Source organism: Rhizobium sp. AN6A (assembly GCF_900215635.1).
Lineage (GTDB): Bacteria > Pseudomonadota > Alphaproteobacteria > Rhizobiales > Rhizobiaceae > Agrobacterium > Agrobacterium tumefaciens.
Genome location: NZ_OCNC01000003.1, coordinates 1,130,052 through 1,143,258 on the forward strand (window position 1 = coordinate 1,130,052; position 13,207 = coordinate 1,143,258).

8 protein-coding genes are annotated in these 13,207 nt (G+C 60.0%); 6 read left to right on the forward strand and 2 right to left on the reverse strand.

From position 1 onward, the window contains the following. Window positions 1-40 precede the first annotated feature (40 nt). From trxA to pbpC, 5 genes are all read left to right on the forward strand, one after another. A complete protein-coding gene (gene trxA, locus CRO62_RS09125; RefSeq protein WP_003511373.1) occupies window positions 41-1,009 on the forward strand; it encodes a thioredoxin in 969 nt (322 codons plus the stop codon). Between the two features lie 68 nt (window positions 1,010-1,077). Next, window positions 1,078-1,749, forward strand: a complete 672-nt coding sequence (locus CRO62_RS09130; protein ID WP_179784481.1) for an LON peptidase substrate-binding domain-containing protein — start codon at window positions 1,078-1,080, stop codon at window positions 1,747-1,749. Window positions 1,750-1,759: 10 nt separating this feature from the next. Further along, on the forward strand, window positions 1,760-1,948 hold the full coding sequence (locus tag CRO62_RS09135; protein ID WP_003511371.1) for a Trm112 family protein: 189 nt from the start codon (window positions 1,760-1,762) through the stop codon (window positions 1,946-1,948). Window positions 1,949-2,070: 122 nt separating this feature from the next. Continuing rightward, on the forward strand, window positions 2,071-7,515 hold the full coding sequence (locus CRO62_RS09140; RefSeq protein ID WP_097099931.1) for an alpha-2-macroglobulin family protein: 5,445 nt from the start codon (window positions 2,071-2,073) through the stop codon (window positions 7,513-7,515). Next, entirely contained in the window at window positions 7,512-9,590 is a 2,079-nt protein-coding gene (gene pbpC, locus CRO62_RS09145; RefSeq protein WP_179784482.1) for a penicillin-binding protein 1C, read from the forward strand. Before CRO62_RS09140 ends, pbpC begins: the two co-directional genes overlap by 4 nt. A 115-nt stretch (window positions 9,591-9,705) precedes the next feature. Here pbpC and CRO62_RS09150 read toward each other — a convergent pair whose 3' ends face one another. Continuing rightward, window positions 9,706-10,002, reverse strand: a complete 297-nt coding sequence (locus tag CRO62_RS09150; protein WP_013761805.1) for a hypothetical protein — start codon at window positions 10,000-10,002, stop codon at window positions 9,706-9,708. 685 nt (window positions 10,003-10,687) lie between these two features. Next, window positions 10,688-11,851 carry a M20 aminoacylase family protein gene (locus CRO62_RS09155; protein WP_097099932.1) on the reverse strand — a complete coding sequence of 388 codons (1,164 nt, stop codon included), beginning with the start codon at window positions 11,849-11,851 and terminating at the stop codon, window positions 10,688-10,690. Window positions 11,852-12,075: 224 nt separating this feature from the next. Here CRO62_RS09155 and CRO62_RS09160 point away from each other — a divergent pair, with 224 nt between their 5' ends. Then, on the forward strand, window positions 12,076-13,134 hold the full coding sequence (locus CRO62_RS09160; protein ID WP_046205618.1) for a D-alanyl-D-alanine carboxypeptidase family protein: 1,059 nt from the start codon (window positions 12,076-12,078) through the stop codon (window positions 13,132-13,134). The last annotated feature ends 73 nt before the right edge of the window (window positions 13,135-13,207 follow it).

The window sequence follows — 13,207 nt, forward strand, 5'->3', positions numbered from 1 at the left end:
TTCAACCAAGACAATACGACAGAGATTACGGGAGACCGGCATGAGCGGCACGAACAATCCTTACGGCAGTTCCTATGGCGGGCAGATGTCCGGCAACGCACAATATAGCGGGGAGCTGAACGGCGCGTCTTCCGGTCACATCAAGGACACCACAACGGCGGCCTTCTCCAAGGATGTTCTCGAGGAATCGCGCCACCAGCCGGTTCTGGTGGATTTCTGGGCACCGTGGTGCGGCCCGTGCAAGCAGCTGACGCCGGTTCTCGAAAAGGCAGTAAACGAGGCGAATGGCCGCGTGAAGCTTGTGAAACTGAATATCGACGATCACCCGTCTATTCCAGGCCAACTCGGCATCCAGTCCATTCCCGCCATCGTTGCTTTCCTGGATGGCAGGCCGGTGGACGGCTTCATGGGCGCGGTACCGGAAAGCCAGATCAAGCAGTTCATCGACAAGATCGCCGGACCGGATGCGGGCGATCCGAAGGCTGAGATCGAAGCGGTTCTGGCGGAGGCAAAGCAGCTTCTGGCGGATGGCGATCATAATGGCGCGGCACAATTGTTCGGCGCGGTTATGCAGGCCGATCCCGAAAACGCCGCCGCAATCGCTGGTATTGCCGAATGCATGATTGCCGTTGGACAATATGAACGGGCGAGCGAACTTCTCTCGTCCCTGCCGGCGGAAGTGGCCGCAGATGCAGGCATTCAGCTCGTCTCGAAAAAGATCGCGCAATATGAAGAAGCCCGCAAGATTGGCGACCCGGTGGCGCTGGAACGTGATCTCGCGCTCGATCCCGATAATTACGAGGCGCGTGTGAAGCTTGCCAAGGTCCTCAACGCCCAGGGGCGGCGGGATGAGGCAGCGGACCATCTGCTCTATGTCATGCGCAAGGACAGAACCTTCGATGATGACGGCGCACGCCGCCAGCTTCTGGAGTTTTTCGAGGCCTGGGGCTTCAAGGATCCGGCAAGTGTGGCCGGGCGCCGGAAGCTTTCGGCGATCTTGTTTTCGTAATGCGGGCATATCCCGGCCATGGCGGTTGATCCGCCGGCCGGGCAGCGGTGAACAGGGGGCTTGATCCCATGCATGTCGGAAATGCGAGATATGTGAAGAACAACGATTTGCCGGAAATTGTGCCGGTATTTCCATTGTCGGGCGCGCTGCTTTTGCCGGAAGGCCACCTGCCGCTCAATGTCTTCGAGCCTAGATACCTCGCCATGATCGATATGGCACTGGCCGGCCACCGGGTCATCGGCATGGTGCAGCCGGCCCTTCACGTGATTGAGGGGGGGCATGATGGCGGTCCTTTGAGTGCTGTCGGATGTCTTGGTCGCATCACTTCTTTTTCGGAAACCGGGGATGGGCGTTATGTCATTTCGCTCACCGGCATCTGCCGCTTCCGCCTGCTGGAAGAGGTGGATGTGGGCAAGCCCTATCGCAGTTTCCGGCACGCGCCCTTCATCGCCGATCTTTCCGGCGAGTATGATGAGGACGCTGTGGACCGCGAAAATCTGCTGCGGGTGTTCCGCGCGTTTCTGGATGCGAACCAGCTGGAAGCGGATTGGGAAAGCGTGGAGCGCGCAGGCAATCGTGTCCTCGTCAATTCGCTTTCCATGATGTCTCCCTTTGGTCCCGCCGAAAAGCAGGCGCTGCTGGAAGCGCCTGACCTGAGGACGCGGGCCGAAACATTGATCGCCATCACCGAGATCGTTCTTGCCCAGGGCTCGGGCGAGGCCGGTACTGTGCTGCAATAGGATCGCCGCCATGGACGACAGGATGAGCAATGCCGATCCCAAGCTGCTTGAGCTGCTGGTCTGCCCCTTGACGAAGGGACGTCTTTCCTACGATCGCGCCCGCAACGAGCTGGTGTCCGAAAGCGCAGGGCTCGCCTACCCGATCCGCGACGGGGTGCCGATCATGCTGATTTCCGAAGCGCGCAAATTAGAAGACTAGCGTTAGCCCTGTCTGCCGCTCTCTCCACAGTGTCGCGTCGCAAATTGACGATGATGCGTTGACAACCGTGCGTGGATTTGACCAGAGTCCCGCCCGACATGTCTGTTGCGGGGAGAAAACTGATGTCGTTGCGCGCGCTCGTCCGGATCTCGTTGATTGCGGTCTCAACCGCCATTACTTTTCTTCCAGCTGTGGCGGCGGAACCTTCCCGCAAGGTGGTTACCACCAAAAATGGCGATTATTTCGGGTTCGATCTCAGAACCGAGCAGAATGTCTCGGTTGAGCAGTGCGGCGAGATTTGCGTCGGCGATACCGCCTGCAAGGCCTTCACCTACAATCCCAAGGTGCAATGGTGTTTCCTTAAATCGGATTTCAATCAGCTCAATGCCTTCCCCGGTGCCGTTGCCGGCAAGATCGTGCAGGTTATCGCTGAAGCCGATATCGGTGCACCGCAGCGTCTTTCTTTCGTGGCTGATAGCCTGCAGCAGGAAGCGCGCCGGCTGAAATCGGGCCTTGCGGCAAGCGCGGAGCAGGAGAGCCAGGGACTGGAGAGCCTGCTGCAAACGGCAAGGCAGCAGGCGGCAGCGGACGCGATCGAAACCTACAAGGCGGCTCTTGCGATTTCGCCCGATGACGGTGCTCTCTGGGCCGAATTTTCGCAAAGGGCGGCGCAGGTTACCGACAATTACGCGATTGCGGGCCAGGCCGCTTCCGCTGCCATCAATGCCTATCAGTTGAGCCGCACGGTCAGTGCCCGCACCGAGGCGTTGAACCGGCTGGCCCAGGCTTTCGAAAAGACCCAGAATTATCGCGCGGCGCTTAATGCCTATAAGGAGAGCCTGACACTTTCCGATAATGCGCAGACGAAGGCGGCCTATGCCGATCTGCGCACGCGCCAGGGATTCCGTGTCATCAACAACACGATTGATACGGATAGTGTCAGCCCGCGCGCATGCGTGCAGTTTTCCGAACCGCTGGTGAAGAACGGTGTCGATTATTCCTCTTTCGTCACATTGGATGGTGCTGCACCCAAGGCGATCGAGGCGAAGGGCAGTGAGATTTGCGTCGAGGGGCTGACCCATGGTCAGCGTTACAAGATTGCGTTTCGCGCCGGCCTGCCGTCCTCGGTGGAAGAACCGCTGGAAAAGCAGGTCGATCTCGATATCTACGTGCGTGACCGTGCAGCGAGCGTCCGCTTCACCGGCGAGAACTTCGTGCTGCCGGGCACGGCGCGGCGCGGCATTCCCATCGTTTCGGTCAATGCCGAAAAGGCCGATCTGAAGCTTTACCGTATTGGCGACCGTAACATCACGTCGGTCTTGGCAAACTCGCAGTTTTTGACGCAGATGGACGGTTACAACGCCGACCGTATTGAAAACGAGCTCGGCGAGCTGGTCTGGCAGGGTTCGATAGACATTCAGCCGGACCTCAACAAGGATGTAGTGACGAGCTTTCCGGTGGACGAAGCCTTGCCGGAGCGGAAGCCCGGCATCTATGTGCTGACCGCCGTACCGCCCGGCACCGCACCCGAGACATGGGATTCGCTCGCCACGCAGTGGTTCCTCGTTTCCGATACGGGCATCACCACCTATTCCGGCACCGATGGCCTGAACGTATTCGTGCGCTCACTCGGCAGCGCCGCACCGCTTGGCGGGGTGGACTTGCAATTGCTCGCCAAGAACAACGAAGTGCTCGGCACGGCAAAGACGGATGCAGACGGCAGGGCAGTATTTTCGGCAGGCCTGATGCGTGGCACAGCGGCGCAGGCGCCCGCCATCCTCACGGCGCGCAATGGCGACAAGGACTACGTCTTTCTGGACATGACGCGTGCCGGTTTCGATCTTTCCGACCGTGGCGTGACTGGCCGCGCGGCCCCCGGCGCCATCGACGTGTTCAGCTGGACAGAGCGCGGTATCTACCGCGCCGGCGAGACCGTGCACGCGGCAGCGCTGGCCCGTGATGTCGACGGCAAGGCGATCGAGGATCTGCCGCTGACCTTCATCTTCTCGCGCCCTGATGGCGTCGAGGACCGGCGTTTCGTGAGCGACGGCAAGGCGCTCGGCGGCCATGCGGTCGATCTGCCCTTGCAGGCGAATGCCATGCGCGGCACCTGGACGCTGCGCATTCATACCGATCCGAAAACGGCTGCGATCAGCGAAAAGAGCTTTCTGGTCGATGATTTCGTACCTGATCGCACCGAATTTGATCTTTCCAGCAAGGTGAAACAGATCGAGCCGGGCGCGGAAACGGCAATCGACGTTGATGGCCGTTATCTCTACGGCGCGCCCGCAGCCGGCCTGACGCTGGAAGGTGAGGTCGCCGTCAAGCCGACCCGCACGAGTACCGACTTCGAGGGTTATTTCTTCGGTCTGGCCGATGAGGAAAGCGAAGAGGAAAATCGCACCGCGCTTGCCGATCTGCCGGCGCTGGACGAAGAAGGCAAGGCAAGCTTCAACGTCGATCTGACGGATTTGCCATCCACCACGCAGCTGCTTTCCGCCAACATCACCGTTCGGATGCGCGAGGCCGGTGGCCGCGCCGTCGAACGATCTCTGACGCTGCCGGTGAAGGCGCAAGCACCTGTCATCGGCATCAAACCGGAGTTTTCGGGTGATCTCGCCCAGAATTCCGTTGGCCGTTTCCACATTATCGGCGTGACAGCCGATGGCGCAAAACAGGCGATGAGTGGCCTTAACTGGAAGCTCATCAAGGTAGAGCGAAACTATCAATGGTATCGTCAGGGTAACTCCTGGCGGTACGAACCGGTGGAATATACCAAACAGACCGAAACCGGCACGGTTTCCGTCGATGCTAATGGCGGTGAGATTTCCGTGCCTGTCACCTGGGGCCGCTACAGGCTGGAAGTGGAAGGTGCCGGCAATGGCGCACCGGTTTCGAGCGTCGAATTCGATGCTGGTTTCTACGTCGAAGCAAGCTCGACAGAGACGCCGGATGCGCTGGAAATCGCGCTGGACAAACAAAACTACAAGATCGGTGATACCGCAAAACTCAAGGTATCGTCGCGTTTTGCCGGTCAGCTGATGGTCACGTCAGGTTCGGAAAAGCTGATTTCCGTGCAGAATGCTGAGATCGGTGAGGATGGCGGCGAGATCGACATTCCCGTTACCGAGGAATGGGGCGCGGGGGCGTATGTGACGGCCACGCTGTTCCGTCCGGGCGATTCGCAGGAAAGCCGCATGCCGATGCGCGCCATAGGCATCAAGTGGCTTGCCGTCGATCCCGCCGAGCGCAAGCTTGCTGTAACGCTAGGCGCGCCGCAGAAGACGCTGCCGCGTCAACCGCTTGAAATTCCGATCAGCGTCGCCGGCGCGGGCGTGGGCGAAAAGGCCTATGTCATCGTCGCGGCTGTGGATGTCGGCATATTGAACCTCACCCGCTATGAACCGCCGAAGCCGGATGAATGGTATTTCGGCCAGCGACGGCTGGGGCTGGAAATCCGCGACCTCTATGGCCGCCTGATCGACGGTTCGCTTGGCGCCACAGGTCGCCTGAGAACGGGCGGTGATGGCGGGGGCGCAGCACTGCAGGGCAGCCCGCCCACCGAAAAGCTCGTGGCCTTCTTCTCGGGACCTGTCGAACTTGACGCTGACGGCAAGGCGACGGTGAGCTTCGATATTCCTCAGTTCAACGGCACGGCCCGCATCATGGCTGTCGCCTGGACGAAGACGGGCGTGGGACATGCGGTCTCCGACGCCGTCATTCGAGATCCCGTGGTGGTGACGGCCAGTGCACCGAAGTTCCTCGCGCCCGGCGATGTCTCGCAATTGCGGCTCGATATCGCCAATACCGATGGCGAGGCCGGCGACTACCGGCTGGATGTGACCAGCAACACGGCACTTACGGTCGATCAGGGTGAGATGTCGCAGACCCTGGCACTGCAAAAGGGCGGCAAGTCGTCGCTGACCGTGCCGTTGACAGGCGAACAGCCGGGCAATGGCGCAATCACCATCAAGGTCTCCAATGCCGCCGGCCTTTCGCTGGAGCAGGTATTGAACGTTCCCGTGCGTCCAGCCGTTCTGCCGGTCACGACGCGGCGTGAAATCAAGATTGCGCCGAATAGCAGCCTGACGATCAATGGCGACCTTCTGGCCGATAGCATGCTTCTCGGTTCGTCCGTCGCCGTCAACGTCACACGCTCGCCAGCCTTCGATATTCCGGCGCTGGTGATGATGCTCGACAAATATCCTTACGGCTGCGCCGAGCAGACGACGAGCCGCGCTTTGCCGCTGCTTTATCTCTCGGAAATGACCAAGGATAGCGGCATCGCCGAGGACCCGGATACCCGCCGCCGCGTGCAGGAGGCGATCTACCGGGTGCTGTCCTTCCAGTCGAGTTCCGGCAGTTTCGGCCTCTGGTCTCCCGGTTACGGAGATCTGTGGCTGGATGCCTATATCAGCGACTTCCTGACCCGTGCGCGCGAGCAGGGCTACGATGTTCCCGAACAGGCCATGGTGCAGGCTTTGAGCAACCTGCAAAACGGTCTTTCCTACGATAGCAACGTCAAGGATCGCGGCAACGAGATCGCCTATTCGCTTTACGTTCTGGCGCGCAACCGCAAGGCGGCGATCAACGATCTCAGATATTATGCGGATACGGCGCTTGCCGATTTCCCCACACCGCTTGCCAAGGCGCAGGTTGCCGCAGCCCTTTCGCTTTATGGCGATCAGGCGCGCGCGAAGACTGTGTTCGGTGCCTCGCTCGATATGGCGAGCCGTGCCACCAAGGTTAGCTTCGCAAGGGCGGATTACGGTTCCGCCCTGCGTGATGGCGCAGCGACGCTGGCGCTTGCAGCGGAAAGCCGCCCTGTTCCTGCCGTCGTGCCGCAACTTGCCGGTGCCGTGGCGAAGGAATGGGAAAAGAAACCCTATACCAGCACCCAGGAACAGGCATGGATGCTGCTTGCCGCCCGCGCCGTCAAAGGTGAGGACAAGGATATCCGTCTTGATGTGAACGGCGATTTGCAGACCGGCGGTTTCGGCAAGCGGATGAGCGGCGACGAATTGCTGGCGGCACCCTTGAAGATCGCCAATGCGTCGGCCGATCCGGTCACGGCGGTGGTCACCACGGTCGCGCCCCCGGCACAACCGCTTGCCGCCGGTGGCGAGGGCTTCACCATCACCCGTACCTATTATTCCATGGATGGCGAGGAGGTGAACCCGAGTGAGGTGGTGCAGAACGAGCGTTACGTGGCGGTGCTGAATGTCACGCCTAAAAATGACTGGCAGGCACGCATTCTCGTGACTGACCTTCTGCCTTCCGGTTTCGAGATCGACAATCCGAGCCTCGTCAATTCTGCCGCTCTTTCGAATTTCGACTGGTTGCCGGAAACCGAAGCTGCGCATACCGAATTCCGCTACGACCGGTTCGTTGCGGCCTTCGACCGCACGGCTGGCGACAGTTCGGAAATCACGCTGGCCTATGTGGTCCGGGCCGTCACCCCCGGCACTTATGATCATCCGGCGGCCTCGGTCGAGGATATGTACCGGCCGCAATTTTCCGCCCGCACGGCAACGGGCCGCATGGAGGTGCGTTCGGCAACCCCATGAGGCGAAAAAAGGCGATCATCGTCGGCATCGTGTCGGCCGCTCTGCTTGTAGGCGGTGCGGCCTTCGGTCTCGATGCGCTGGACAAGGCCTATCCACCACCGCTGGAGGCTGCGCAGCAGCGGTCCTTCGAGGTGCTGGATAGAGACGGGCGGTTGCTGCGCGCATTTGCGACACCTGATGGCCGCTGGCGGCTGAAAACCAGCGCTGCAGAAATCGATCCGCAGTTCCTGCGCATGCTGATCGCTTATGAGGACCAGCGTTTTTACGACCATCACGGCATTGACCCGTGGGCGCTGCTGCGCTCCGCCTGGCAATTGGCAAGCAACGGCCGGATCGTTTCCGGCGCCTCGACGCTTTCCATGCAGGTGGCGCGGCTGATCGAACCGCGCACCGACCGGTCGTTTTCGGCGAAGTTTCTGCAGGGATTGCGCGCGCTCCAGATCGAAAGACGGCTCGACAAGGCGGAAATCCTCGATCTTTATCTGAATATCGCGCCTTATGGCGGCAATCTTGAGGGTGTTCGTGCCGCAAGCCTCGCCTGGTTTGGCAAGGAGCCCGCCCGGCTCGACACGGCGGAGGCGGCTCTTCTGGTTGCGCTGCCGCAATTGCCGGAGAAACGCCGACCGGACCGCTTTCCGGATGCGGCAAGGCAGGCGCGGGAGAGGGTTTTGCAGCGCCTTGCCGTGGAACGCGTGGTGGGTGAAGGGGAAGCAGAGCGGGCGATCCTTGCAGCCGTTTCCGCCAACCGGCGTGATCTGCCGGCCTATGCACCGCATATGGCGGCTGCCGCACGCGTGAAGTTTCCCAATGCCACCGAGGCGCACTCGACGCTCAGATTGCCGATCCAGCGGGAACTGGAAGCCGTTGCCCGCCATGCAGCGGAAAAGCTGACAGAAAAGGTCTCCGTCGCCATCGTCATGGCCGACGCGCAGACCGGTGATATTCTGGCTGAAGTTGGTTCCGCTGATTATCTCGATACTGCAAGGCGCGGTTTCGTGGAGATGAGCCGCGCCGTGCGCTCGCCGGGCTCCACTCTCAAGCCGTTCATCTATGGCCTTGCCTTTGAAAATGGTCTCATCGGGCAGGAAACCATCATCGAGGATCGCCCGGCGGATTTTTCCGGTTACCGCCCGCGTAATTTCGACATGCATTATCAGGGTGATGTCAGCATCAGGCAGGCACTGCAACTGTCGCTCAATGTGCCCGCCGTAAAGCTTCTGGATGCTGTCAGCCCGTCTGCGCTGATGGTGCGTTTCCGCCGCGTGGGCGTGAAGCTCGTGCTTCCCACCACCGAGGCGCCGGGCCTTGCCATTGCGCTGGGAGGTGCTGGTATTTCGCTGGTTGATCTGGTGCAGCTTTATGCGGGCCTTGCCGGCGGCGGCGACCCTGTGCGGCTGGGGGACGGTGTGCGCTCCGCGCCGCAACGGCTTGCCGGAGATCGGCTGTTTGCCGACGCTGCGATCTGGAACGTCTCCGACATCCTGTCCGGTGTGCTGCCGCCACTCGGCATGAAGCAGCGCGGCATCGCCTACAAGACCGGCACTAGCTACGGTTACCGTGATGCCTGGTCGGTAGGTTATGACGGGCGGCATGTCATCGGCGTCTGGGTCGGTCGTGCCGATAACGGCGCCGTCCCGGGCATTGCCGGTTATGCGACGGCAGCCCCGATCCTCTTCGAGGCTTTCGAGAAATCCGGCGTAGCGATCACGCCAATGTCTGCTGCACCCTCTGGCGTCGCGCGGGTGGCCGTGAGCGACCTTCCCGCCAACCAGCGGCGTTTCACATTGACCGCAAGCGGCCTGCTTTCGGCCTCAAGGCGCGAAAGCGCGCCGCGCATCGTCTATCCACCGGAAGGGGCTAGGGTGGAGCTCTCCAGCCAGTCAGGCATTTCGCCGCTAGTGCTGAAGCTGCAAGGCGGCCGCGCGCCCTTCCGCTGGCTCGCCAACGGCAGGCCGCTCCCGGATGCTTCGCTCCGCCGCAACAGCGAATGGCGACCGGAAGGGCAGGGGTTTTCAACGCTGACCGTGATCGACGCCGATGGCCGCGCTTCGAGCGTGCGCGTTTTCATCGAGTGAATTTTTGACGGCTTGCGCACCACGCTGCTGAACGCCGCGTCGCAGGCAGCTTCTTGCCCGCGTCATAGAAGTTCATTTGCAGAGACCTGATGCAACGTGGAAGGAGGAACGGCGATCACGCAACGTCGAGTGAATGACGATCGATACGCTCCTGAAGTGCGACCACAACCGCATGCAGGAATTCTCGGCATCGAGGGTCGACGGTCTTCGCCAGTGTCATTTCCAGCCGGCTGCGGATCTTGTCCATGAACCCAACATGATCGAAGCTGTCGGCGGCGATATTTACCTCGACTTCTTCCATATAGTGCAACAGGTGCGGTTCCAGTGCGAGATTTGGGTCCATCCGGTATCGGGTGGCCATCTGCTCTGCAAGCGTTCCCATCTGTACGTATGGGCCATATTCGTTGATCATTCTGTCTCCTTCATCGGGTGTGAGCATCTTAGATAGGTGCTGTTTGTGGATGCACGAGATGTGTTTGCGATCAAACGCGCAAAAGACCGGAGCTAATTGGTAAAACGAACGTGACCAATCGATGCGGTCGCCGTTCGAAAATACCGGTGTGCACGCTGACCGAAACGGGACAGCTATTATGTTTGTCTAGGACTAGAGCCGCATGGCGAGCAGTGAAGCGGGTCACGACATTCCGCTCTTTTCTATATTATTGTTTTAAACTGAATTTACAGGAAAATGGTGTCCACGAGAGGATTCGAACCTCCGACCCCAGGATTCATACCACTTCGGCTTTAGCCGCCGCCCATCTTCATTGGATAGGACGTTCGTGGTCTGGACTGTCCCTTCACCATGAGCCTTTCGGCTTTTAGGTGCTGCCCATCCAGTCTCTACACCTTCACCGGATTTCTCCGGAGCTTGGCTCGGGATTGGCATGCTGGAAGACCAGCGAAGCTTTCCCCGACTTTGAGCAGATCGATTGCGTCGTTTCCGGGCGCAACCCCCAATTTGTTTTAGGAATCCTGTGCTCTATCCTGCTGAGCTACGTGGACACTGAATTGCTCTTTAACCTGCCGTCGCCGGCGGATCAACCGCGTTCTTTATCGCGGTCGATCTGTTCCTCTGCTTTCTTTGCCTTACCCGGCAATCAGTTCGTCAGGCGTTGCTCTGCAAGTTTCACCCAATAGGAAATGCCGTAGGCGATGGCGTCGTCGTTGAAATCGTATCCAGGGTTGTGAAGGCCGGCCGAATCGCCGTTGCCGATGAAGATGAAGGCACCCGGCCTTTCCTTCAGCATGAAGGAAAAATCCTCGCCCGCCATGGAAGGGTCGACATCGGGGTCGACGTTCTTTTCACCAGCCACATCGCGGGCGACGTAGATGGCGTGGTCGGTCTCGTCCGCATGGTTGAAGGTCACCGGGCAATAACGCTCATAGACGACCTCGGCTTCCGCTCCATTTGCAAGCGCTATGCCTTCCGCCATCTGCTTGATGCGATCCTGCGCGAGATCACGCACCGTCTCGTCCAGACTACGCACCGTGCCGGCAATCAGCGCGTCGTTGGGAATGATGTTGTGGCTGGAGCCGGCGTGAAAGCGGGTGACGGACACGACCACGGATCGGATCGGATCGGCATTGCGCGAGGCGATCATCTGCAGATTGCCGACGATCTGTGCGCCGATGGTGATCGGGTCGATCGTGCGGTGCGGCTGGGCCGCATGGCCGCCACGACCTTTGACAGTGATCGAGAACTTGTCCGGTGCCGCCATGATGCCGCCCTTTCGGATGGCGAACGAGCCGAGCGGAATACCCGGCATATTGTGCATGCCGTAGACCTCATCGATGCCGAACCGCTCCATCAGGCCGTCCTCGACCATGGCGAGCGCACCGGCGCCGCCTTCTTCGGCGGGCTGGAAGATGACCGCGATGGACCCGGTGAAATTGCGGGTTTCCGCGAGATATTTGGCGGCGCCAAGCAGCATGGCGGTGTGGCCGTCGTGGCCGCAGGCATGCATGGCGCCTGCGGTTTTGGAAGCCCAGGGTTTGCCGGTTTCCTCAAGAATGGGAAGAGCATCCATATCCGCCCGAAAGCCGATGGTGCGATTGCCCGGAATATTGCCTCTGATGATGCCGACCACGCCCGTGCGGCCAAGACCGGTCACGATTTCGTCAACGCCGAAAGATTTCAGCTTGTCCGCAACGAAAGCTGCGGTGTTGTCGACATCATACAAAATCTCGGGATTTTCATGCAGGTGACGCCGCCATTCGCTGACTTCCTGCTGAAGTTCGGCGGCTCTGTTCAAAATCGGCATTCGTTCATTCCTGGGTTCATCGGTGCGGCATGGCGTAAAAGCCTATCCTCCGCGGTGGATAGTGCGCCGCATAATTGACGTAATCAATGTACTTTGCCATTGCTAGGACATATATGGTGAATATTGCCATTCCCTGACTGAAGACGGGAATTCGAGGATAAGCCTTGCCACAGAATCTTAAATCGCCAAACGCCGCCCGGCGGCTCTCCGCAGCCATTGCCATCATGACCGCCGGCCTTGTTGCCGCTGCACCTGTGGCGAATGCCAATCCGAAAATGGTGGTCGATGTCAAAACCGGCAAGGTGATTTCCCACCAGGAAGCGTTCCGCAAGTGGTATCCGGCCTCGCTGACCAAGCTGATGACCGCCTATATCGCCTTTTCGCAGATGAAGGCCGGCAAGCTTAGCCCGCAGACGGAAGTGGTGATGAGCAAGAAGGCCGCCGACCAGCCGGCCTCGAAAATGTATTTCAAGCCCGGTCAGAAGCTGACGATGGACAGCGCACTGAAGCTGCTGCTCATCAAATCCGCCAATGATATCGCCGTGGCGATTGCCGAAACCATCGGCGGCACCAGCGATAATTTCGTGGCGCAGATGAATGCGCAGGCGCAGCGGCTGGGCATGAGCTCCACCCGTTACATCAACGCCAACGGCCTGCCCGGCAAGGGCCAATATACGACGGCGCGTGACCTTGCGCTTCTGGCGCTGATCATCAAGCGGGAATTCCCGGAATATGCCCATTATTTCTCGCTGGAAGGTGTCACCACCGGCAAGAAGGACTACGCCAACTTCAATATGCTTGTTGGCCGCTTTGATGGCGCAGATGGCATGAAGACCGGCTTCATCTGTGCATCCGGTTTCAACCAGGTGTCCTCCGCCGTGCGCAACGGCCGTTCGGTCATAACTGTGGTGCTGGGGGCAGATAGCCTTGCCGGGCGAACCGACCAGTCCGCTGATCTGCTGCAGATGGGACTGACGGCGCCCTCGGGCCAAGGCGTTTCACTCGCCTCGCTGGCACCCTATGGCGATACCGCTGAGGTAAACGACGTCAGTGCCGAAATCTGCAATCCGAAGGCAGCCAAGGTGCGCAGCGAAAGCCGCGACGAGACCGGCCGCATGGTCATCCATTCGCCCTACGTTACGGAAATGACCCGTCCGCCGGAATATTCTTTCGCGGGTCTCATTCCCGGCAGTGAGACGGTGGCGGTCAACACCGCCAAGGGTGCGAGCGCCAAGGGACAAGTGGCCAACGTGCCGATTCCCATCCCGCGTCCGACATTCTGATTTCGCCTAACCGCACTCTTTATGGATGAGGGTGCGCGCGAAGCCTGAACGCTGCGCGGAATGTGTATTCGCA

Excerpts from the sequence above, each read along its gene's own strand:
- CRO62_RS09140 (WP_097099931.1), top strand. The coding sequence starts at position 2,071 with ATGTCGTTGCGCGCGCTCGTCCGGATCTCGTTGATTGCGGTCTCAACC.
- trxA (WP_003511373.1), top strand. The coding sequence starts at position 41 with ATGAGCGGCACGAACAATCCTTACGGCAGTTCCTATGGCGGGCAGATG.
- pbpC (WP_179784482.1), top strand. The coding sequence starts at position 7,512 with ATGAGGCGAAAAAAGGCGATCATCGTCGGCATCGTGTCGGCCGCTCTG.
- CRO62_RS09130 (WP_179784481.1), top strand. The coding sequence starts at position 1,078 with ATGCATGTCGGAAATGCGAGATATGTGAAGAACAACGATTTGCCGGAA.
- CRO62_RS09155 (WP_097099932.1), bottom strand. The coding sequence starts at position 11,851 with ATGCCGATTTTGAACAGAGCCGCCGAACTTCAGCAGGAAGTCAGCGAA.
- CRO62_RS09160 (WP_046205618.1), top strand. The coding sequence starts at position 12,076 with ATGACCGCCGGCCTTGTTGCCGCTGCACCTGTGGCGAATGCCAATCCG.
- CRO62_RS09135 (WP_003511371.1), top strand. The coding sequence starts at position 1,760 with ATGGACGACAGGATGAGCAATGCCGATCCCAAGCTGCTTGAGCTGCTG.
- CRO62_RS09150 (WP_013761805.1), bottom strand. The coding sequence starts at position 10,002 with ATGATCAACGAATATGGCCCATACGTACAGATGGGAACGCTTGCAGAG.